This window comes from Methanosphaera sp. ISO3-F5 (genome assembly GCF_034480035.2).
GTDB lineage: Archaea > Methanobacteriota > Methanobacteria > Methanobacteriales > Methanobacteriaceae > Methanosphaera.
In genome coordinates this window covers 855,001-875,338 of the sequence record NZ_CP118753.2, presented here as the reverse complement: position 1 = coordinate 875,338, position 20,338 = coordinate 855,001, and the positions used below count along the sequence as shown (strand labels likewise).

24 protein-coding genes and 2 rRNA genes (1 of these 26 cut by a window edge) are annotated in these 20,338 nt (G+C 28.9%); 9 read left to right on the top strand and 17 right to left on the bottom strand.

Annotation, left to right across the window (positions count from 1 at the left end; genetic code table 11):
* Both PXD04_RS15625 and PXD04_RS15620 read left to right on the top strand, forming a co-directional pair.
* The gene (locus PXD04_RS15625; RefSeq protein ID WP_323735748.1) at positions 1-624 is read left to right on the top strand and encodes a DUF2112 family protein; all 624 of its coding nucleotides are present in this window, start codon (positions 1-3) and stop codon (positions 622-624) included.
* Positions 625-710: 86 nt separating this feature from the next.
* Positions 711-1,310: a class I SAM-dependent methyltransferase gene (locus PXD04_RS15620; protein ID WP_323735747.1), complete on the top strand. Its 600-nt coding sequence runs from the start codon at positions 711-713 to the stop codon at positions 1,308-1,310.
* A gap of 26 nt (positions 1,311-1,336) precedes the next feature.
* Here the strand turns inward: PXD04_RS15620 and PXD04_RS15615 are convergent, their stop codons facing one another.
* A complete protein-coding gene (locus PXD04_RS15615) occupies positions 1,337-1,915 on the bottom strand; it encodes a DUF169 domain-containing protein (protein WP_323735746.1) in 579 nt (192 codons plus the stop codon).
* Positions 1,916-2,188: 273 nt separating this feature from the next.
* On the opposite strand from PXD04_RS15615, the gene PXD04_RS15610 reads away from it, so the two are divergent.
* Positions 2,189-2,620 (top strand): hypothetical protein, encoded by a 432-nt coding sequence (locus tag PXD04_RS15610; protein ID WP_323735745.1) that lies wholly within the window; start codon positions 2,189-2,191, stop codon positions 2,618-2,620.
* Positions 2,621-2,627: 7 nt separating this feature from the next.
* Here the strand turns inward: PXD04_RS15610 and PXD04_RS15605 are convergent, their stop codons facing one another.
* The gene (locus tag PXD04_RS15605; RefSeq protein ID WP_323735744.1) at positions 2,628-3,440 is read right to left on the bottom strand and encodes a hypothetical protein; all 813 of its coding nucleotides are present in this window, start codon (positions 3,438-3,440) and stop codon (positions 2,628-2,630) included.
* Between the two features lie 374 nt (positions 3,441-3,814).
* Here PXD04_RS15605 and PXD04_RS15600 point away from each other — a divergent pair, with 374 nt between their 5' ends.
* Entirely contained in the window at positions 3,815-4,192 is a 378-nt protein-coding gene (locus tag PXD04_RS15600; RefSeq protein WP_323735743.1) for a hypothetical protein, read from the top strand.
* A 61-nt stretch (positions 4,193-4,253) separates the two neighbouring features.
* Here the strand turns inward: PXD04_RS15600 and PXD04_RS15595 are convergent, their stop codons facing one another.
* Positions 4,254-4,424 (bottom strand): hypothetical protein, encoded by a 171-nt coding sequence (locus tag PXD04_RS15595; RefSeq protein WP_323735742.1) that lies wholly within the window; start codon positions 4,422-4,424, stop codon positions 4,254-4,256.
* Positions 4,425-4,948: 524 nt separating this feature from the next.
* Here PXD04_RS15595 and PXD04_RS15590 point away from each other — a divergent pair.
* The gene (locus PXD04_RS15590) at positions 4,949-5,503 is read left to right on the top strand and encodes a GNAT family protein (RefSeq protein WP_323735741.1); all 555 of its coding nucleotides are present in this window, start codon (positions 4,949-4,951) and stop codon (positions 5,501-5,503) included.
* Here the strand turns inward: PXD04_RS15590 and PXD04_RS15585 are convergent, their stop codons facing one another.
* Positions 5,504-5,752: a DUF357 domain-containing protein gene (locus PXD04_RS15585; RefSeq protein WP_323737459.1), complete on the bottom strand. Its 249-nt coding sequence runs from the start codon at positions 5,750-5,752 to the stop codon at positions 5,504-5,506.
* Positions 5,753-5,893: 141 nt separating this feature from the next.
* Here PXD04_RS15585 and PXD04_RS15580 point away from each other — a divergent pair, with 141 nt between their 5' ends.
* Positions 5,894-7,348 (top strand): HEPN domain-containing protein, encoded by a 1,455-nt coding sequence (locus tag PXD04_RS15580; RefSeq protein ID WP_323735740.1) that lies wholly within the window; start codon positions 5,894-5,896, stop codon positions 7,346-7,348.
* A gap of 149 nt (positions 7,349-7,497) precedes the next feature.
* Here the strand turns inward: PXD04_RS15580 and PXD04_RS15575 are convergent, their stop codons facing one another.
* The 7 genes from PXD04_RS15575 to PXD04_RS15545 all read right to left on the bottom strand — a co-directional run bounded on the left by PXD04_RS15575 (position 7,498) and on the right by PXD04_RS15545 (position 12,563).
* Entirely contained in the window at positions 7,498-7,746 is a 249-nt protein-coding gene (locus PXD04_RS15575; protein WP_323735739.1) for a pyridoxamine 5'-phosphate oxidase family protein, read from the bottom strand.
* Positions 7,747-7,816: 70 nt separating this feature from the next.
* Positions 7,817-8,950, bottom strand: coding sequence for a pseudomurein-binding repeat-containing protein (locus PXD04_RS15570; RefSeq protein ID WP_323735738.1), 1,134 nt, complete (start codon positions 8,948-8,950; stop codon positions 7,817-7,819).
* Positions 8,951-9,072: 122 nt separating this feature from the next.
* Complete coding sequence (locus tag PXD04_RS15565) at positions 9,073-10,269, bottom strand: hypothetical protein (protein ID WP_323735737.1); 1,197 nt, start codon at positions 10,267-10,269, stop codon at positions 9,073-9,075.
* A 294-nt stretch (positions 10,270-10,563) separates the two neighbouring features.
* Positions 10,564-11,112: an IS1096 element passenger TnpR family protein gene (locus PXD04_RS15560; protein ID WP_323735736.1), complete on the bottom strand. Its 549-nt coding sequence runs from the start codon at positions 11,110-11,112 to the stop codon at positions 10,564-10,566.
* 135 nt (positions 11,113-11,247) lie between these two features.
* A complete protein-coding gene (locus PXD04_RS15555) occupies positions 11,248-11,772 on the bottom strand; it encodes a hypothetical protein (protein ID WP_323735735.1) in 525 nt (174 codons plus the stop codon).
* 79 nt (positions 11,773-11,851) lie between these two features.
* Positions 11,852-12,328 carry a TIR domain-containing protein gene (locus PXD04_RS15550; RefSeq protein WP_323735734.1) on the bottom strand — a complete coding sequence of 159 codons (477 nt, stop codon included), beginning with the start codon at positions 12,326-12,328 and terminating at the stop codon, positions 11,852-11,854.
* 1 nt (position 12,329) lies between these two features.
* Positions 12,330-12,563 carry a hypothetical protein gene (locus PXD04_RS15545; RefSeq protein WP_323735733.1) on the bottom strand — a complete coding sequence of 78 codons (234 nt, stop codon included), beginning with the start codon at positions 12,561-12,563 and terminating at the stop codon, positions 12,330-12,332.
* A gap of 125 nt (positions 12,564-12,688) precedes the next feature.
* Between PXD04_RS15545 and PXD04_RS15540 the strand changes: the two genes are divergently transcribed.
* Positions 12,689-13,039 (top strand): arsenate reductase family protein, encoded by a 351-nt coding sequence (locus tag PXD04_RS15540; protein WP_323735732.1) that lies wholly within the window; start codon positions 12,689-12,691, stop codon positions 13,037-13,039.
* A gap of 26 nt (positions 13,040-13,065) precedes the next feature.
* Here PXD04_RS15540 and PXD04_RS15535 read toward each other — a convergent pair whose 3' ends face one another.
* Positions 13,066-13,482, bottom strand: a complete 417-nt coding sequence (locus PXD04_RS15535) for a pyridoxamine 5'-phosphate oxidase family protein (RefSeq protein ID WP_323735731.1) — start codon at positions 13,480-13,482, stop codon at positions 13,066-13,068.
* 120 nt (positions 13,483-13,602) lie between these two features.
* Between PXD04_RS15535 and PXD04_RS15530 the strand changes: the two genes are divergently transcribed.
* Positions 13,603-14,634 carry a zinc ribbon domain-containing protein gene (locus PXD04_RS15530; protein ID WP_323735730.1) on the top strand — a complete coding sequence of 344 codons (1,032 nt, stop codon included), beginning with the start codon at positions 13,603-13,605 and terminating at the stop codon, positions 14,632-14,634.
* Positions 14,635-14,755: 121 nt separating this feature from the next.
* The gene (locus PXD04_RS15525; RefSeq protein WP_323735729.1) at positions 14,756-14,977 is read left to right on the top strand and encodes a ferredoxin; all 222 of its coding nucleotides are present in this window, start codon (positions 14,756-14,758) and stop codon (positions 14,975-14,977) included.
* Between the two features lie 38 nt (positions 14,978-15,015).
* Here the strand turns inward: PXD04_RS15525 and PXD04_RS15520 are convergent, their stop codons facing one another.
* The 5 genes from PXD04_RS15520 to PXD04_RS15500 form a co-directional block, all read right to left on the bottom strand.
* Positions 15,016-16,236, bottom strand: a complete 1,221-nt coding sequence (locus PXD04_RS15520) for an aldo/keto reductase (protein ID WP_323735728.1) — start codon at positions 16,234-16,236, stop codon at positions 15,016-15,018.
* 11 nt (positions 16,237-16,247) lie between these two features.
* Positions 16,248-16,817: a hypothetical protein gene (locus PXD04_RS15515; RefSeq protein WP_323735727.1), complete on the bottom strand. Its 570-nt coding sequence runs from the start codon at positions 16,815-16,817 to the stop codon at positions 16,248-16,250.
* A gap of 558 nt (positions 16,818-17,375) precedes the next feature.
* Positions 17,376-18,704 (bottom strand): IS4 family transposase, encoded by a 1,329-nt coding sequence (locus tag PXD04_RS15510; RefSeq protein WP_323735726.1) that lies wholly within the window; start codon positions 18,702-18,704, stop codon positions 17,376-17,378.
* A 700-nt stretch (positions 18,705-19,404) separates the two neighbouring features.
* Positions 19,405-19,526, bottom strand: a 5S ribosomal RNA gene (rrf, locus tag PXD04_RS15505).
* Positions 19,527-19,736: 210 nt separating this feature from the next.
* Positions 19,737-20,338: ribosomal RNA gene (locus PXD04_RS15500) — 23S ribosomal RNA — on the bottom strand (it continues 2,431 nt past the right edge of the window).

Genomic DNA, 20,338 nt, shown 5'->3' with positions numbered 1-20,338 from the left:
ATGAAAGTTGCATTGATTCCTGAGGGAGGCGTGTTATTAACTAATTTAATTTTTAAAAATGGTCATACCCCAGTACAAATGTATGATATGTCCCCTGAGAAAGCTAGAGAAAAGGATCCTTATGATGATGATGTAATTGATCATGATTCAGCATTATATAATTTAAATGGTACTCTTGTACAAGAGGGTAATAAGTATGTTGGTACTGAAGTTCCATCAGGTATAAAGGGAAGGTTAACTCTTGCTGATCACATTATACGAGAAGCTGAAGCTGCTATAATTTTAGGTCGTGCTCCTAAGAATAGAACAAGGATGTATGATAGATTAAATAGTACTATCTTGTTATATGGTGGTGTGGGTAGTGGTAATTTTCCTAAGTTTCTTTTATATTTAATTAGGAAAAAGGAGATACCTCGTCTTGAAATGGCTTATCCTACAAATAGGGATGAACTTATAGATATTTTTGATAGAACTAACACCTTTTTAGAGAACTTAAATTCTTATCCGTCCGATTATGTTTCTAATGAGGATAATTTAACTACAGATGGTGTTCCATTCAAAGAGAAGGTGCCTGTGGCTGATTTTCGGAGTATTGTAAATAATTTTTATCTAGAAAAATATTAACACTTTTATTATTTATATTTTTAAAAACAAAGGATAATAATAGTTTATACGCTTTTGATACGGTTAAACAAGGAGGAGTGAAAAAATTGAATGATCCTAATGATTTATTATGGGACTCTAAATTGAATATTAGTACTGATGTTTTTGATTATTTGGAGGAAGATTATCAGAATTATGGTTATGATCCTACACCGTATGTTGTTTTAGAAGAGTTAGTGAAGTTGGATTTGATTTGTGAAGATGATGTTGTTGTTGATTATGGTTGTGGATTAGGTCGTGTAGGTTTTTTCTTGAATAAACTGCTTGGTTGCAGGGTTATTGGTGTTGACCATAGTGAACGATTACTTAATATGGCTTTTAAGAACTTAGAACGTTATGGTGATACAGGGGATGTTGTTTTTGTACATTCTAAGGCCGAAAAGTATGTTCCTGATGAAGCTAATTGTTTTTATTTGTTTAATCCTTTTTCATCTAAGATTTTTAGGCAGGTTTTAAGAAGAATTGAAGAATCTGTGGATGTTAATCCTAGGGATGTTCTTATTTTCTTTTATTATTCTACTGTTGAATATAAATTGTATTTGCCTACGGAGACTCGTCTGGAATTAGTTAAATCTGTTAATTTTAGTGAGGAAAAGATTAATGATAGGGTTTCTGCTAAGTTAGACGTGTTTAAGCTTAAAAAATAATTAAAAAGAGAAAAGGTGAATATTTTTTATTCTACTATTTTTTGTGCTTCATCGAAGGTTAGTCCTATGACCATTTCTTCATCTTTGATGTCTGAGAATTTTCTTGATCCCATACATCCTAGTGTCATGTTTGATTTTCCGGATATGTATGGGTATGCTACTGCATCTGCACATAATGATGCTGTTCCGTTGAAGTTTGCTTCGAATCTTGTTTTTAGTTTTGTTTTAAATAGTTGTGCTACATGGAATGCTTGTGATGGTAGTGCGTATATTACTATTACGTCTGGTTGGAATGTTGCATCTGTTAGGGGTGCGTATCCTAGTGCTTTTTTGAGTGGTGGGATTTGTGGTAATGCGTCTGTTGTTTTTTCTGTTAGTCCAAGTGCTAGTTGACCGTTTGGGCAGTTTATTTCTTCTGCTGTTGCATAGAATGATTTTTTTTGTGTTGAGGAATCGGATACTAGTTGGCAGTGTTTTGCTTGTCCTTCATATTTTGGCAGTTCTTTTTCTGCTTCTTCTGTTGTTTCATATATTTTTATTGCTACTGGTTCTTTTTCCATTTGTATTTTTTCTCTTAGTTTTTGTGATAGTTCTTTGTAGTTCATATATTTTTTACTCCTTATTTCTTGTATTTTTTCTTATATGTTATTATTTGATTTTTGTTTATTAATAGTTTTTTAGTTAAAATAAAGATTTATAACAGTGTTATTTGATATTAAGTATCACCTAATTTCATAATAATAATTCAGAACTGTTATTGTAAACAATTCGTCAAAAACATGAATTATCCCTGCCAATTATTCATTATTTTTTCATTAAAATAAAAAATATTAATCTTACAAAAAACAAAATATAATACACTACTAGTTTGGAGGTTGATGATACTGTTAAATATGGCCATACCTATACTGATAATCGTTTTATCCAACTGTTTATATCATATCTGCAGCAAAACCATACCAGGTAATGTGAATACTTTTGGCAGTTTAACAGTTACATATGTTTCAGCAGCAATATTATCGGCAATCTTATTCGTTTCAATGGTTAAACCAGAGAATCTGGTTGTGCAACTGTCTAATATTAACTGGTCATCAATTCTTCTGGGAATTTGTATAGTGGGATTGGAGGCAGGATATATTTATGCGTATAGGCTTGGATGGCAAGTAAATAATGCTCCAGTGGTTGCTAACACGTGCCTTGCAATAGCTTTGCTCATTATTGGTGCTGTTCTATTTCATGAAGGAATTAGTGTTAAACAGATTGTAGGTATGATTCTTTGTATAATTGGTTTAATATTTATTAACTTATAATATTCATTTAATCATCATATGATTGTATTGTTTTTATAAAATCTTCCATAAACTGGTTCTTTGTTTCTTCATCCAAACTAGATAATGATAAATACGGATTTAAATCTTCTAATTCTACAAGTAATAATTTACCGTCTTTTGTTCTGCATGCGTCGACTCTTTGTATTCCTTTTTTTATTGTATTCCATTTTATGAATTTTTCAGCAAATTCTAAGTCTTCTTTTGTTGGTTTATATTGTTCTAATTCCCATCTTTTTTCTTTATTTGGTGCATAGAGTGCGTATTCAAATTTATCGTTTATATAATAGAATGATACTTCATATTCAAAATCTATGCGTGGCTGAATTAACATTTTATCAGATAATTCTTTTTCAATTAATTCTTTTTTTGTCACATATTCAAGACCTATTGAATCAGCACCATCTAATGGTTTTATTACATATTCTTCCACGTCATGTAATGATGATAAATCTTTTTGTGAGTTAATTGTGGGTATTACTGGATAGTTTGCTTTTGTTAGTTCTAGTAAGTATTGTTTTCCTTGCATGTCTGCTTTTCCATTGAATTCATTGAATGTCCGGATATTTTTTGTTTTTATTCTGTTTATAAATTTTTTGTATTCTTCTTTGTATCCTATTACTGATCCTGTGTTTCTGAATATTATTAAGTCTACATCTTCTTCGAAGCTTTTTGAGTTTAAAGGGTGGCATAGTACTAGGTTAAATTTATTTTTTAGTATTGATGTTATATATAAGTCTTCTTCGTAGTATTTTCTTCCTTTGGCTTCATAGTATAGGTCTGTTAAGTATAATATTTTCATAATATTTTCTCTTTTAGTTATTGTTTGTTATTTTCTTTATTATATTATTTGATATTCTTTTTTTTATCAAATTAATGTTTTTCAATTATTTTTTTTGTAAAATAAGTTGTTTTGTTGATTCATATATATTATAGTAAAATTTTAATAGATATCTTTTACATATTATGTATTATCTTGTAAAAAGGGTGGTTATTATTAGAAAATTTTTTAAAGATGTTTATAATAAAGGTAATTTTAAGGATTATTTTAAGAGAAACAAACTTTTTTTCATTATTAGTATTTGTTTAATTTTATTGTCTTTTTACACTGGCTTTAATCATAGTAATGTTAATACTGGGTTTTTAAGTTTTGTTAACAGTTCTTTGAACTTGTATATGTTCTTACCGGGTGACATAACTGGTAGTTTTGTTGTGATTTTTGTTAAAAATATTGTTTATAGTTTATATACTATGTTACTTGGTTTGTCGTTTTCTGTTTTGTCTATCTTGTTTGTTGTTGCAAATGAGGTGGGAATTGGTAATGCTCCTAGTGTTATTAGTTTAATTCATATGGTTAATGATGTGTTTGTGTTGGTTGGATCATTGTTGGTTGCTAAGATTGAAGTTCGTTTTATTTTGGAAGTTAGTTCTTTTAGTTGGAGGAGTATTGCTTCTAGGATTAAGGTTCCTTTTAAGGATTTGATTTTAACTGTTACTATTATTTTAGTAGTTGTGTTGATTATTGCACTTGTTAAGTCAGTTGTCTTTGTTTAGTTTAAAATGAGTAATTATGTGGGTGTTATTTAAATAGTTTAGGGAGGGGAGGAAGTGGAAGTTATTCTTCTTTTTCTTCCAGGTCTTTTATGTTTACTTTCCCAACATATTCTGTTTTTTCTGGATCTAATCCCCATTTAACGCTTGTTTTGTTTAGATTGTCTAGTTCTATTGTTGTTGACATGTTGTTTTCGTCTGTATTTTTTAAAACAATTTTATCATGTTGGGCCATAATTATCGTCTCCTTTGTGTTTTTATCATTTTTTTGATTCCAATCTTTTAATTTTTTTTGTTTTGTTAAGATTGTTATCATTAATTATAGTATAGGAAATCAAAGTATTTAAAGTATACTAATTTTTTCTATGTTTTTGTTTTTTATTAAAATAAATTTGAATGATAATTCTTTTTTGTGTGTGGCTGTTATTAGTTGTTTTTAAAAAAATAGTTTAAAAAAGGAGTGTGTTGTTAATATGGTTTATTGCTTGTTTTTACTACTAGTATGAAGCTTATCAGTACTAGTGTCATTATGAATATGAATGATATGTTGTTTAGGATGATTTCGTTCATTTTTTTGTACCTCTTAAATTTATTATACCTATACCCCTATGGGTATATTTATATTTTGAAAACAAACTATATAAAACAATCGCCCAAAAAACTAAAAAAACAAAGAAAAACAAACAAACAACATTGAAAAATATAATAAACAAATAAAATAAAAATAAAATATAAAAAAAACATGAAAAGTGAAAAAAAATGGAAAAAATAGGAACACAAGAAATAAAAACAAAACGCCTAACCCTAAGACAATTCAAAAAAGAAGACACAACAGAAGTATACCAAAACTATGGAAGTGACAAAAAAATAACAAAATACATCTCATGGATACCATGCAACACACCAGAAAAATGTGAAAAATTCATAGAATACAACATAAAAGAATACCAGGACAACCCACTACACTACTCATGGACAATAACCTACAACAACCAAATAGTAGGATCAATAGCAATATTCAACGTAGACGAAAACAACAACTCAGGAGAACTAGGATACAGTTTAGGAAGCCAATGGTGGAAAAAAGGAATCATGACCGAAGCAGCAAAAGCAGTACTCGACTACGCATTCAACAAAGCAAAATTCAACAGAATCTACGCATCATGCCACGAAGACAACACCGCATCAAAAAAAGTAATGAAAAAACTAGACATGATTTACGAAGGAAAACTAAGAGAAGGACAAAAAAATACTGATAACACATACAGTAACCTAGACTTATACTCCATACTAAAAAAAGAATACAAAAATTAATTATATTAATCCATGTATCATCCTAAGAGCATCAAGCAATCCATGACTATACTCAATACAACCAAAAGCTGTGCGCATATCCTCCTTTTCAAGATAATACTTAGAATCATTCATATAATCCACAGCCCTATCATAAACTTCCTTTTCTTTACCAACAAAAGTAATATCCTCAACCTGTTTAAGATTTCTTTCAAGCTTCTGAATATCTACAGTAATTTTTTCTTTACTTTCCAAATCATTATTAACCATTAATATCAACCCCATATAATACTTTATATACTAAAACTATTATTATTATTGAAAAATCGAAAAACTTAACAAAAGAAAAAATAATAATATAATAATAGAAAGATAATAAAAACTATTTTTATCAAAAAATACAGTGATTTCATGAATTTTACTAACCAAATATGTCGTTTCTATACGGGAAACTCAAAAGATGAACATATAGGCTATTTAGAAAAAAATGAAGAAAACTTATATGTTTTAAAAGTTGACAGATTTATATGGGATTTACCCGTTACAAGCGAATACGACTTCGTTCATACAAAAATTAACGGAAAAAACTATACATTCAGCGTATTCAAAAAAGCATTCAACATACAAATGTCCCAATACTATAATGATATAAAATGCGAATACCATATTAACAGAATATTCGAGGGAACATACAACAACATTAAGGAATTAAAAGTAAACAACATGTCCCTCCACTTCAATAACCTTCTAAAATGGTACAGTTTAGACAACAAGAAATTCACAAAAAACATAGACTATGTTAGTTATGTGAACTTCCTATCAAACAAGAACAACACAGATGAATTAGTTGGAAGAATAAAATCATTCAATAAAATCTTCTCCAACATGACAATCAGTCGCAGAAACTTAAACCTATCATTATATATCAGATATCATACATTTAAGAAAACCAACAGTTCATTACCATACTTCCTGGAACAAGAACCAATGATTTCACTTAAATATAAAAATAAGGTAGATTACAACGAATTTGTAAAGGATATGAACTGTTTAAAAATGCTCATATACCTCTTATTCAACAAGGTAGAATTATATAAAATCAGCTCTAAACTAAATGAATACCCTTCATTACATGACGGTAGCTTAACAGAAGTAATACTTCCAGATATGCCTGAAAAATCAGATACAGATAACAAACCACTATTCTATGTTAATGAACTCAAAGATGCAAACGCATTCTTCAATACTTGGTTTTCATTCTATAACAAGTTTTACACCATGCTAATACTGTACACATCACTTGCCGATCTTGACAATCATCCAGAACTAGTGTTTATAAACTATGTTAAATCATTAGAATTTTTTGTTTCAAATACAAATAATCCAATGAACATTAGTTTTAAATTATCAGAAAACTTTATTGTTAAAGATGACAGTAAATGGGCTAAACGTAACAAAAATCAGAACAATTATGATGTTAAAGACTTGTTTAAGGAAAATAATTATAATCATGACCTAATCCCTTCAACAAAGGGTATGTTCATCATATTATTAGAGAATTTTAAGATTGACATTATCATTAAACTAGTGGAAAAGTTATATGAAAACTATTACTTCCTCTCAAAAGAGGATTCAATATACACTGAGAAGATAATGTTTATTTCAAAACTGTTACGTAACACTCGTAATTATTATACACACCCACAAATCGATGATTATAATGACATTATTAACAAGAATGACCTTGAATATGCTGGAACATTATTAAAATGCCTTATTGAAGCATGCATTCTCTATGAATTAAAGTTCAGCAAAAATGAGATAAACAAGTTTCTTACACGCCGTTATGAAAAATACTTGTACTAAAAGAAAAAATAAATGATTATGAGAAAAAATGGGGGATTAATAATTGAAATTATATGTTTCTTCTACCTGGAACATGTTTCTAAATTCAACTGTAGCTTCATCAACATAGAATAATTTCATCTTCCACCCATTTTCTTCATATACTTCTTTTAAGTCTGTAAGATTTCTGCAGCTTTTTCTAGAACTGCTTTGTTATCTTCAAACTTAGCTATTCCATAGTATCTGAGAATATCTTCTCCTCTTGTGGCAACTATTTCAATTTTAGGATTTGCTATCATTTGTTTATAAACATCTTTGAAGTCTCCTACTCCGAAGTATATTTTATCCTCATATAGTATATGTAAACCTAATGGTCTGCATTTTGGTTGGTCTTCATCTACTGTTGCCAGGAAGAACATTCCTACTTCTGTTAGTATTTATCTACTTTTTCTATGTCTGACATTATTATCATCCCTTATATTTTTTTTATTATCTTCTTCTTTTATTTTTGTTTCTGATTTTTCTTATTAAAGCATACAGTACTAAAAGTACTAATCCTATTAGAATGAATGGTAATGCGTCCATAAGTAATGAACTGTTTACTTTATCAAACCTGTAATGTGTTGCGAAGTCCATGTGACTTGAACTAGTATGGTTTTCTGTGATTCTTGCAAAATTGTACATTACATCAGGATATGCTAGGTATGCTCCCTCGTAATTTATATAGTTTGGTGCTCGTCCATTTTCATCCATATACTTTTTCACTAGGCTTCCCATTTTCATGTAATCATATGTTGAGTATGATTCTTTTGCTAGTATTGATGTTTCTAATGGTGAATCTGGAAGATCATAATTTTTTGGTTCTTCAAGTCCGTTCCCATTGAGGTATGAGCTTGTCAGGTATAGTAATTGTGATGCTGTGTATCCTCCATAATTTCCTTTGTAGGATGTGTCATTGCTTGCTACTAGTTCACTGCTTGCCTGTGCCATTTTTGATGGATGCATCTTATGTGTTACTACAAGATTTTCATCATAAACTGGGCTGCTTGATTGTTTATTGATTTTTTCTACTATTTGTTCTGCTATGTACCTGTTTATTTCATCCTTACTAGTAGTATAAGAATCATCACCTGTTGAATATTGTTTTAATGGTTGTACATATTCTATGCCTGCTTTTTTTAGAAATTCGCCGGGAGTATTTATTCCTGCAAATGAAGCAGTGGAGTAATTATCATCCCATGCTCTTCTAATAAAATTAGCTTCATCCAAGTCAAAATTTCCTGTGTTTACAAAGATTATTTGTTTATTTATATTACTTGCTGCTTTTGCCAATAATAGGAAGTTACCCGGGTCGCTGGCTGCGAAGTTCACACTCACATCAGCACTACTTTCTAATGCTCTTGTACCTTCTCCGGGACTGGGTGCATATGGATCGATTATTACATTTATTTCACCATTACTTAGTTCTTCAATGTATTTCTTTACAGAATTCAGCATATTTAAGTCATTGTCATCTGTACCAATATGGTCTGATGTTAGAAATACACTTGCTGCCGTTGCAGTTTGTAAACATGACAGAATAAGTATTATTATTAATATCAAACGTATTATTTGTTTTTTCATATTATTTTACCTTATCTTGTTAAGATTATATTAGTTTTTAATAGTTTAATTTATTTTCCATAATAAAGTTAATATAATTCTTGAAAAAATTGTTTAAAAAAAAGGAATATTTTATTAGGAGATTATATTTTAAATTTTGGAAAATCAAGTTTTAACATGATTGTTTGAATATTTTCATCATATACTCCTGCTAAATCAGTTACTCTTTGTAGCATTTCCTTAATTTCTGATGTTTCATATTTATGATTTCCATGAACTAATACTGAGACGTTTCTTTTCTGGAAGAGTTCCTGATACTTTTGTTTGTTTCTTGAATAATATAATCCTACTTTATCATATAATTTTTGAAGTATGAAGTATGTTGTTGTTAATGGTATTTGATATCGTGGATATTTGAAGTCTAAACGTTTTTTAATATTGATTTTAGCAGTTTTATCTATGTTTAATCCATTTATATCATCTAAGTGTATATCATCCTTTCTTATACCATATTTTTCCTGTAATTCTGATTCTCCTATAAGCTCTAGAACTCTGTATAATCTTATTATTGCATCATCATATCTTTCTTCATCTATACGTCTTTTTGCATTATTTATTAAATCTGCTATTCGGTATGAATTGTATTTGTCATTATTTCGATCAGTTAATATTGTTATTGCTTCATAATTATTTTTTATCTCTTTAAGGTTGGAGAAGTATGATTCTATTTTATTAAAATCATATCGTTCGTAGTCAAATGAGTCCCATTTTTCATATATTTCTATTATTGTTTCAAACATTTGTTCTGTCTTGTCCATTGTATCATAATTATCATATAATACTTCTTTTGCTAGTTTGTAGTCATAATTGTTAAATAGTTTCTTTATATAATACATGGGCTTGTTGCTATTTTTTTCATTTTGTTCTATTACATCAAAGTTTTCGAATTTTGATGAATCTTCGATGTGTAACCTATCTTGTATCCTTAGACCGTACATTTTTGATACTAACATGGATATTGCTGATAGTTTGTTTGAACCATGTGTAATGTTTATTAATATTTGTGCGTATGGGAATTCTTTAATTTTAAATTTAAATCTGCTGAATATGTAATCTGTATCTTCCATGTTCTGAAGTATCAGAACATTTATGTTTATTTCCTGAGAGTATTCATGGTTATAGTATTCTTTTATTTCTCTTATTAATCCAAGTATTTCTTTTGTTCCTACTAGTACTGCTGTGTCTACTTGATCATCATATACGATTGATGATAGATATTTTATGAATTCTTCTTTTTGTAGATTTATTTTGTCACATAATATCATTAATACTTTTTTCATGTATTTCACCTCCCTATGAGTTTATTTTGAATTGATGTACTTTTCATAATTTTTTAGGTATACTTGATTATCGCTAATATTAATAACTTCTAAGATGTATATATAATTATTCATTAATTAATTATTTTATAATTATTTATAAATTTTGGTTTAAATTATGTATTATGCTCTGAATTATATAAAAATAAGTAAAAAAAAATATATTATGGAAACTATTTATTTATTATAAAATGGACAAGTTTTTATTTGATAATAATTTTATATCAGGGGTTTTAGTATTTGATTAAAAGTAGGTTATTTTATATATTTTTCTAGTGTTTCATCTTCATTTAGTATTGTTATCTGGTTATTTTCTATAGTGTGTGGAATATTAAATAATGATATTAGTTCTGACTGAGTTTTTAATTGTCTTATTTCGTTAAGGTTTTTATCTTTTTGTTTTATTGATGTTAAATATTCCTTTGTTGATTTAATTTTGTTTGTTGGGTTGAGGTTTCCTTTGATTTCCAGTAGTTGGGGATATTCTTTTTCATATTTTGTTTTTGTGTTGTTTATTTTAATGTTCCATATGTCATTTACATATTTTATACTTGTATATCTTAAGAAGTATGCGTCTATTAATTCAAACCTGGCATCAATAGTATCAATATTTAGACTACCCGTATCATGGATTATTAAGTCTAAATCTTCAAATATGAACTTATATTTTTTATTGTTATTTAAGTTAAATAGTATACATATGATTTCATGTAATTTTTTAAAGGTAATGTTTCCTGGTATAATTACTGTTCTTTTAATTTCTGAATTAATATCTAACCTTACATCTATTTTATATGCAACCATTTTAATACCACCATTATATAAATGTATACTTTTAGATAGTATTAAATTATTGGATATGACCCGGATGAAAATAATCATTTTAGAAATAGGTTTATTAGAAAAAAAGAAATCGAAAAGAGGGTGATGATGTTTTAATTAGAATACGAATTTCTGTTGTTTTTTATGATTATAGTTGATTGGTAAAGCATTATTTGCTACTATTTTTATTTGTTCAAGTAGTTTTTCTTTATCTTCAACACCTTCAAGTACTACTTCTTCCCATTGTGCTTCTAATTCATTTATTTGATTTAGTATTTCTTCACCTTTTTCTGTTAGAATTGCATCAAATGGAAGTTCATCAGTATCTGTATTAACTGTTAGTAAACCTTTATTTTCTAGTTTTTCATATTTTTTTATGTATAATTCTGTGTGTAATTCAAATAGTTTATCTTCTTTTCCTGATTCTTTGAGTTTTTTGTATTGGTTTATTCTAACTGCTTTATGGTGTGGTTTCTGGTGTTTGTTTGCTTCTTTCAATAGTTTTATTTGACTTGCATGTAAGTGTATTGGTAAGTTTTCACGTACATATGTTGTTTTTGATTGATCTATTAATGTTACCATTGGGTATATGTTTTCATAATTATCGATTACATTTTTATGTGGATGTTTATTATCTGCCATTTTTTCACCTATATTTTAATACATTAAATATATAAGTGTAATATATTGTACTTAATATTAAATGTTTACGGGAATAATTTTAGATGAATAATGCATGTTTGTTTATCTTATTTTTTATGGCATGTTCTATATATGATTGTATTGCTTCGTAATTTTCTGTCCAGTCAAAGTATGATGCATAACCTGAGTATATGTTAGTTGCCAGTTTTTTAGGTATTATTTTAGGATTAATTTCTTTTTTTAGGTAATCATCGTTTGTTGGTAAGCATAATCCCATCATGCATGCATTTTCATGAAGTCCAAAATCTATTTCCCAATCCACATTTCGTGATTTATATGTTTCATTTCCCACAAGAACTATGAATATATCCTCTTGTGATGTGGATTTTCTTAGTTCTTCGGTGTATCTTTCAAAGTTATGGCATATTGCATAATTATGTGGGGATGAATGTGTTTTAAAGTTTTTTTCTAATATTTTACTTAGTTTGTCTCTAAAGTATCGATCAACATGGTAGTAACTGATGAAAAGATTATGTGTTATTTTATTTTGATACATTTCAGTCCTCTTTTTTATTTCTTTGATATATTAATGTGTATTCTAATTTTAAAGTGTCGTTTTCAAACACAGTATCTATTTTAAAGATGTCTCCCCTAGAAATAGAGTATTCTTTACTAATATCAGCAGGTAATGTTAAGTCAATGGATTTGGTTCCTTGTCGTTGCCTTGCTTTTACTGTGTAATCTTTCATGAGATTATATTTATAATTGTTAATATATAAAATTATGTACATTTACAACATTATGTATGATATGTATGAAATGTATTTAATGTACATAATGTACATGAATAATATAAAAAAATAAATAACAAAAAACAGAAAAAAGATAATAACATAAAACTAGAGAGGAAAAAAGCATGCTGATAATAGAATATCCAAGATGCAGTACCTGCAGAAAAGCAAAAAAATGGTTAGACGAACACAACATAGAATATGAAGACCGAGACATCATAAAAGACAATCCAAGAAAAGACGAACTAAAAGAATGGATAGAAAAATCAGAACTGCCCATAAAAAGATTCTTCAACACAAGCGGCAAAAAATACAGAGAACTAAAACTAAAAGACAAACTACCTGAAATGACACTAGACGAACAAATAGAAATACTATCAACAGATGGAATGCTAGTAAAAAGACCATTAATAATAACAGAAAACGTTATACTAACCGGTTTTAAAGAAAAAGAATGGGAAGAAAAACTATTATAAAATCCCCATAACAAAACTTTTTTTTATTAATTTAAGAAATTATAAGCTTTTTTAATACCAAACATGTCCCTAATTTCTGCAGTAGCTTTACCCACATGGAAAATAACTGCAGTATCTTCAGAACCTTCACCATAAAGTTTTTCAAGCATAGGCATTAATTCAAAAGCCTTACCTAATAGCTCACCATCAGAATCTTCATCAAAAACAACCCTACCATAATAACGAATAAAGCCCTCATCAAACCTGCCAACAAATTCAACATTAGTATTTTTAATCATCTGCGCATTAACATCCTTAGATTCACCCGTTAAGAAATAAATCTGGTCATTAACAAGCATCTTAAAACCTATAGGCCTATTCTTTGGTTTATCACCCTTAACAGTAGCTAAAAATAATACGCCAGCCTTTTGCAAATAATCAAAAACTTCTTCTCTTTCAGTCATCATTATCACCTAATAATTAATATACCAAAAACAACTAATTATACCTTCCTAAAATTTATTAAGCATATCAATTATAAAATATTATAAGAAAGCATCAAAATATATAAGGGGATAAAAACAATGCAAAGATGTTCAAATTGTGGAGAATTAAATGATGATTCATACGACTACTGTGCATACTGTGGCGAAATAATGTACATACAAGTAGACAATAACTCAACAAACAATGACATAAAAATGGATCACTTATACGCAGACAGTCTAGCAAGAGAAATAATTGATTCAAACACTAACAACTTATTTGATGATGATATAGATGAAATAACCCGAGAACTACTGGGAGAAAAAAACGAAAAACCAACATTCCTTGATGATGAAGAATTATACGTCAATACAAACGATGAAGAAAACACTGAACGAGACGAAGAATTAATACAGCTAGAAACACAGATTAAGGGAAAACTAAGAAGAAACAAAAAATTAGAAGCAGACATGGGATTAATACTCAGAAATATTGATGTTATACTGGATGATTTTAACGGACCCCTGGAAATAATGGGAGAAATCACAACAAACGATAAACTAGACAATAAAAGCGTCCAACTATCAGCAATATCCTATGATGAAAACAAGGCACAGCTAACAAAAAATAAAACAATTATAAACGTGGATCATGGAAACTTCAATACATTTGATATTAGCCTAAACATTGATGTTACAAAGACAGCGATAATAATCATCTTACCAGAAATGATACAGTATGACACACAGGATAAGGAAGAACCAAAAGATGATATAATCATTACCAACTATGAAAAATATGAAACATCCCATGAAGCAAACAATATTTTCATCGAACAACTACAAGATATTGAACGAAAAATAGGAATGACAATAACAAACACGTCAGTACTGGTAAAATCTGACTTTGACATAGAGATAGTGGGTGAAATAAGAATAAAAAACCCCGACAAATACCATAACATAAAAATAGCAGCAACCTGCTACGACCAGCTAAACCACATAATAGGAACAGCAAACACACTAATAAACACAAAACTATTCCTGGGATTTGACACACTAAGCCTAAAAATAAGCAACATTGAAGTAAGCAACATACAAAGAATAAAACTGTACCCAACACTCCAATAAAACAATAATCTCCACTCCCCTTAACTTATTCTAAAATTTACTTAAAAAGTTACAAAATTATAAATACAACCGATACTATACCTACTAAATATATTTTTTTTAATTAAGGAGGAAAAAAAATATGTATGAAGTTATATTAGAAAGAGACGACTGCACAATGTGCGGACACTGCGTAGAAATAGACGAAACAAAATTCACATTCGATGATGATGACAAAGCAACATTAATTGGAGCAGAAAGAGACGATAACACCGACGAATTAAAAGTAGAAGATGCTTCAATATACGAAGAAGCAGAAGAAAACTGTACCGGTGAATGCATAGAAGTATATGAAGAAGATTAAATCTTCAAACAATACCCTCCCCCATTAATAACTTTTTTTTATAATACAAACTTCATAACCCTCTTAATCACTGGAATAAACGGTCTGAAAAGCTTACCATGAAAATCTTTATCAACTAAACGAATCAAACCAGGAATATCCAACTGTTGAGGACATTTACTAACACACAATCCACAATCAACACATAATGAAGCATCATGAGGACTACCCGTAACACCCAATATATTACCCACATAAAGTAATGAATTGTTATTTACACCAGCAACCTTATCTTGAGGAAACAAGAACTTATCATTATACAACTTGAAAATAGAAGGAATATTAATATCCCTAGGACAAGGCATACAATAATTACATCCAGTACAATTAATCTTATTCAAACGATGAAGAACATCCTTAACCTCACCAATCAAAGCAACCTCATCATCACTCAAAGAAGAATCAACATGCCTATTAACAATATCAATATTCTCCTCCAACATATCCATGGAATTCATACCACTAAGAACACATGTAACCTCAGGAGTATCAAAAATCCATGAAAAAGCAAGATCAACATTACTCCTAGTAGATGAAGAAGCATCAATCAAATCCTGAACCTCAAGGGGCATATTACCGGCAAGAAGACCTCCCTTCAAAGGCTCCATAATTACAACAGCCATACCCCTAGAATAAGCTAAACGAATACCCTCAATACCCGCCTGCATACTATCATCAAAATAATTATACTGCAACAATGTAACATCCCAATCATAAAGATCCAAAATCTTCCTAAAATCATCCAAAGAACCATGATAAGAAAAACCCATATTAACAATCTGACCACTAGACTTTTTCTCATTAATAAAATCAAACAAGCCCATATCAATCAATGAAACAACATCATCATAACAAATAACATTATGAATAAAATAATAATCAATACGATCAGTACATAAATTCTCCAACTGATTAGAAAACATTACATCCATATCCTCACGAGAATGAATAGCTAACCTGTTCATCTTAGTAGAAATAAAAACCTTATCACGATAGCCAAGACTTTCAAGAATCATACCAATAGCACGTTCATTAGAACCAGAACCATTACCATACAAATAAGCAGTATCAATATAATTAACACCATTATCAATAGCATACCTTAACAAATCAGTAGCTAAATCCATATCAACACGACCACCACTAGATTTTAAACGCATAGCACCAAAACCCAACAATGAAATCTTATCACCAGTCTTACCTGAAACCCTATACTCCATAAAAATAACACCTACACAATTAAAATACCATTACGAGCCTTATAAGTGGCAAACTCAAATGGATAATTATTCTCCAAAATTTCTAGAACAATACCCTTAACATCATCATCATTAGACAATTCCAAAATACGTATTAGCAACTCGAAATCAACAACCTGATTCTTAAGTTGATTTACAAGAATATTCTTCCATGCACTAGATTCACTAGTTTTATCAGCCAACCTGTACGTTTCCAACTCAAGATACAAAGACTGTAAAAGACTAGAACAAGACTCCGTGATTAAAGTATTGCCCCGAACATCATAATCATCCAAGTTAACAACCAAATCAGTAACCCTATAAATAAGAATCTTCAGCTCATCAAAATCCAATAAAATCTTATTATTCAATATATCCTCAACATAATAATAAAAGTCAATCAAATCATCAAGATCACGATTATTATACCTAAATAAAAGTCTTAAATTAAACAACATATTCTGAAGATAATGATTTGACTTATCGGATAATAAATTATTATGAAGAGATCTTATATCATCAATAAATAAAATCTCCAATTTTTTCTTTTTATCAGTCTTCATATCAACACCTATAAATATATAGGATAATCTTACTAAAATAGATTAATATGCAAAGTATATAATAAAGTTTAAACAAAAATATAATTGATTAATATTTATTAATCAATGTATTATAATGATACATAAATATATTCATTAAGAAATAGGTTATAAAGTAGAAATTTCCATAATTTTTCTGTCTTTGTAACCTTTATCAAAAAAACTATTTTTATAAAGAAATTAATTAAACAAAAAATTTTTTAGTAAAATCTTAAAAAAGAGTATGACTCAACAGATTTAGGCTAAACAAACATTAATAACATTCATATATTATAAAAGAGTATATAATAATTGTTTGTTTATAACAAACAATATTAAATAATATAAGTTTATATCAAAACAAGGAACATTAATCTTCATGTCATACTAAAAATTATTTTTTTAGAAGAAAAAAATGATTAATGTTCCCCTTTAACAAAAAAAAGTACTATTTTTTAATAAAATATCCCAATACTGTCAACTTAATTTTTGATTTGTTTTGTTTGATAATGTTTTTTCTATGAAAAAAAAATATTTTGTTTAAAAGCTTCTTCTTAGATTGTAGGGGTATTTTACGTGTCTTTTGGTTTTTCTGTTTGTTGATGGTCGGTTGAATTTGTAATCTGTTGTGAATTTGATGGATTTGATGATTAAATTGTTTAAGATTCTTTTTATTTCGTTTAATGGTTTTAATAGTATTTGGGTTAGTTTGTTTTTGAGACGTCCTATTCCCAGGTTGGTGTTTGGTCGTTTTTCTTTATCGTGTTTTTCTCGTAATTCTTTGTTTTCTGGTTCTAGTTCTTTTTGTGCTTTGTTTTGTATTGCCATTTGTAAATTGAAGATGTATATTTGTGAATAGAAGTCTTGTTCAATTATGGTTCTTCTTTTTCCAGAGAAATTTTCTATTCGTATCTTATTTTTGATTTTTTCGTAATTTAATTCGATTTCCCACCTCATTTTGTATAATTCTTTGAGTTTGTGAATGTCTGCTTCTGATTCAGTGATGTTAGTAAATAGTATTTCTGTAACTCCATTGTCTAATAATGGTTTGCTTATTCTTGTTTGATAATATTCTAGGTTTAATGCTTGTTTTTTTATGTTTTTGTCTTTGATGTTTTGAGTTCTGTTGGTATTGATTTCTAATTGTACTGTTTCATCACGAGATTTCATAGTTAATATTTCGTTTTGGTAGTATCTTTCATTGGATCTGAATAAATATTTAATACCTTTGTTTTCAAGGAATAACATTAATTCAAGTGATATATAACCCCTATCAAAGATTATTATTGTTTTTTCTAAATTTATTTTATCTTCAATATTGGATATGTGTTGTTTAACTAATTCCCTTTCATTTGATTTAAAATCACCTAAGATAGCATCAACTACAAGGTTATATTTAGCATCTATCAACATAGAAGCTTTAACACTTGGTGCCTGGGTGTACACTATGGTATCTGGTGCAACATTAAATTCTTCTTTGGTAATTTTAATATTAGGTAATTGAAGATCAGAACCATCAACTAAAAGTATTGTATAATCTTTAAAATCATGTTCAAATTCAGAACTATTAAATACATCTTTTATAAAGTCTAGATTCATGTCTTTAAAGATTTTAGGTTTAATTTTAAGTCGTTGCTTTGATAAAGCCTGTTTAGAAATGATTTTAGATTCATCATCCCAACGTTCTTTAACGTACTCTTCAATCTCAATAGAACTACTACGACCTTTATTGACTAAAACAAAAAGTACATAATCCATAAAACTCCATTTACGAACACGAGTAAAAGCTTTACGTCCATACCAATACTTATAATCATTATAGTCCTCAATCCTACAAATAGAATTCTCAACCTCAACCATAAAATTCATAAATTAACACCACAAATAAGATAAATTCAAATAAAAATGAATACAATAAACTCATAACAAAATTCAAAAAAGTATAGAAATCATATTCACTAATAAAATATATATAAAAAGTAATATATAAATATAACCCTAATTAATAATTAAAACAACAATTAAAAAAATAAACACTAATAATAACAACTATAACAATAATAAAAGTAAAAATAAATTAAAACAAAGAAAAATTAATGAAAATAATAAAAATAAAAATCAAAAAATAATCTAAAATAAAAATAAACTAATAAAATGATAACTACTTAAATAGACAGCATTGACATTTTTCACCAAAAAAAATATTTAGACATTACTAATTAATATCACAAAATATATTAAGTTATTTAGATATAACAAAAGTGTATATATTTATTTTCGATGCAAAATATTATGTTAATCTAATTTTTTTCGTAAAGCAAATACAGAAAATCTTAAAAATAGAATATTAACAAATAAAAGATTATCCTATAAATTAAAAATAAAACAAGAGCTAAAACATGAAAAAAAGATAATTAGTATAATAAAAACAAGTAAACAAAATATTTAACTAATTACAAGTAAAAAGGATAAAAATTAGAAGCATGAACTCATTACAAAAATCAGAAAAAACTACATAATAAATTCCAAACAAACAATAAACAAAACAAGCAAGTAAATAAAAGTTAAAGGCCGGCAACTTTCCGAAATTCCCATAAGCTTACCACCTATAGTACAAAACAGAACGTAGATAGACTTTATTACTGAGATCGAGACGAGATCAGATGTGACCCTATCGCTTTGGTCGCCGTACCAGATAAAATCGATAAATGTAAATATCCAGAAAAAAATACGAAACATAAAAGCCAAATACTGAATACACCTAACTAGAATGTACTAAGAATCATAAGAAACTTTGTAATATTCCATAAAAACATACTAATCATTAATCATAATATGTTATGCATAAAATAGAACTTATAACTAAGATATTTTGCCTAGTTTGTAATTATATTTAATATGAAATTTGTGAAAAAATCGGGTGTTGGAAACCGCGGACTTAACAACTCGAAAAAATCTCGAAGCTTACATCCCAGCCCCATCAAACAAGTCTTCTACTCATACCCTAAAAAAGCTGCTTATTTTCACGGAATACCTCAGGCTTAGATGCTTTCAGCCTTTATTATCATAGTGCGTAGCTGCCCAGCAATGCCTTATCAGACAACTGGTAGACCAGAGACACCGACGGCTCGTTCCTCTCGTACTGGAACCACCTTCCGCTCAAGCAACAAAACACTTCTATTAGATAGCAACCAACCTGTCTCACGACGGTCTAAACCCAGCTCACGTTCCCCTTTAATGGGCGAACAGCCCCACCCTTGGGTGCTGCTGCACACCCAGGATGGAAAGAACCGACATCGAAGTAGCAAGCCGCAGGGTCGATATGGGCTCTTGCCTGCGACCACCCAGTTATCCCCGAGGTAGTTTTTCTGTCATCTCAAGCCCCCATCGACGAGGACATTGAGGTTCGTTAGGCCCGGCTTTCGCCTCTGAATTTCTTACTATTCGAAATACAGTCAGGCTGGCTTATGCCCTTACACTCTACAGTGGATCTCTGTCCCACT

Coding starts and splice junctions, on each gene's coding strand:
- PXD04_RS15555 (WP_323735735.1), bottom strand. CDS start 11,772: ATGGCAGATAATAAACATCCACATAAAAATGTAATCGATAATTATGAA.
- PXD04_RS15520 (WP_323735728.1), bottom strand. CDS start 16,236: ATGGAGTATAGGGTTTCAGGTAAGACTGGTGATAAGATTTCATTGTTG.
- PXD04_RS15570 (WP_323735738.1), bottom strand. CDS start 8,950: ATGAAAAAACAAATAATACGTTTGATATTAATAATAATACTTATTCTG.
- PXD04_RS15510 (WP_323735726.1), bottom strand. CDS start 18,704: ATGAATTTTATGGTTGAGGTTGAGAATTCTATTTGTAGGATTGAGGAC.
- PXD04_RS15565 (WP_323735737.1), bottom strand. CDS start 10,269: ATGAAAAAAGTATTAATGATATTATGTGACAAAATAAATCTACAAAAA.
- PXD04_RS15615 (WP_323735746.1), bottom strand. CDS start 1,915: ATGAACTACAAAGAACTATCACAAAAACTAAGAGAAAAAATACAAATG.
- PXD04_RS15560 (WP_323735736.1), bottom strand. CDS start 11,112: ATGGTTGCATATAAAATAGATGTAAGGTTAGATATTAATTCAGAAATT.
- PXD04_RS15580 (WP_323735740.1), top strand. CDS start 5,894: ATGAATTTTACTAACCAAATATGTCGTTTCTATACGGGAAACTCAAAA.
- PXD04_RS15590 (WP_323735741.1), top strand. CDS start 4,949: ATGGAAAAAATAGGAACACAAGAAATAAAAACAAAACGCCTAACCCTA.
- PXD04_RS15525 (WP_323735729.1), top strand. CDS start 14,756: ATGTATGAAGTTATATTAGAAAGAGACGACTGCACAATGTGCGGACAC.
- PXD04_RS15625 (WP_323735748.1), top strand. CDS start 1: ATGAAAGTTGCATTGATTCCTGAGGGAGGCGTGTTATTAACTAATTTA.
- PXD04_RS15540 (WP_323735732.1), top strand. CDS start 12,689: ATGCTGATAATAGAATATCCAAGATGCAGTACCTGCAGAAAAGCAAAA.
- PXD04_RS15550 (WP_323735734.1), bottom strand. CDS start 12,328: ATGTATCAAAATAAAATAACACATAATCTTTTCATCAGTTACTACCAT.
- PXD04_RS15585 (WP_323737459.1), bottom strand. CDS start 5,752: ATGGTTAATAATGATTTGGAAAGTAAAGAAAAAATTACTGTAGATATT.
- PXD04_RS15515 (WP_323735727.1), bottom strand. CDS start 16,817: ATGAAGACTGATAAAAAGAAAAAATTGGAGATTTTATTTATTGATGAT.
- PXD04_RS15545 (WP_323735733.1), bottom strand. CDS start 12,563: ATGTACATAATTTTATATATTAACAATTATAAATATAATCTCATGAAA.
- PXD04_RS15595 (WP_323735742.1), bottom strand. CDS start 4,424: ATGGCCCAACATGATAAAATTGTTTTAAAAAATACAGACGAAAACAAC.
- PXD04_RS15605 (WP_323735744.1), bottom strand. CDS start 3,440: ATGAAAATATTATACTTAACAGACCTATACTATGAAGCCAAAGGAAGA.
- PXD04_RS15535 (WP_323735731.1), bottom strand. CDS start 13,482: ATGACTGAAAGAGAAGAAGTTTTTGATTATTTGCAAAAGGCTGGCGTA.
- PXD04_RS15600 (WP_323735743.1), top strand. CDS start 3,815: ATGTTCTTACCGGGTGACATAACTGGTAGTTTTGTTGTGATTTTTGTT.
- PXD04_RS15575 (WP_323735739.1), bottom strand. CDS start 7,746: ATGTTCTTCCTGGCAACAGTAGATGAAGACCAACCAAAATGCAGACCA.
- PXD04_RS15530 (WP_323735730.1), top strand. CDS start 13,603: ATGCAAAGATGTTCAAATTGTGGAGAATTAAATGATGATTCATACGAC.
- PXD04_RS15610 (WP_323735745.1), top strand. CDS start 2,189: ATGATACTGTTAAATATGGCCATACCTATACTGATAATCGTTTTATCC.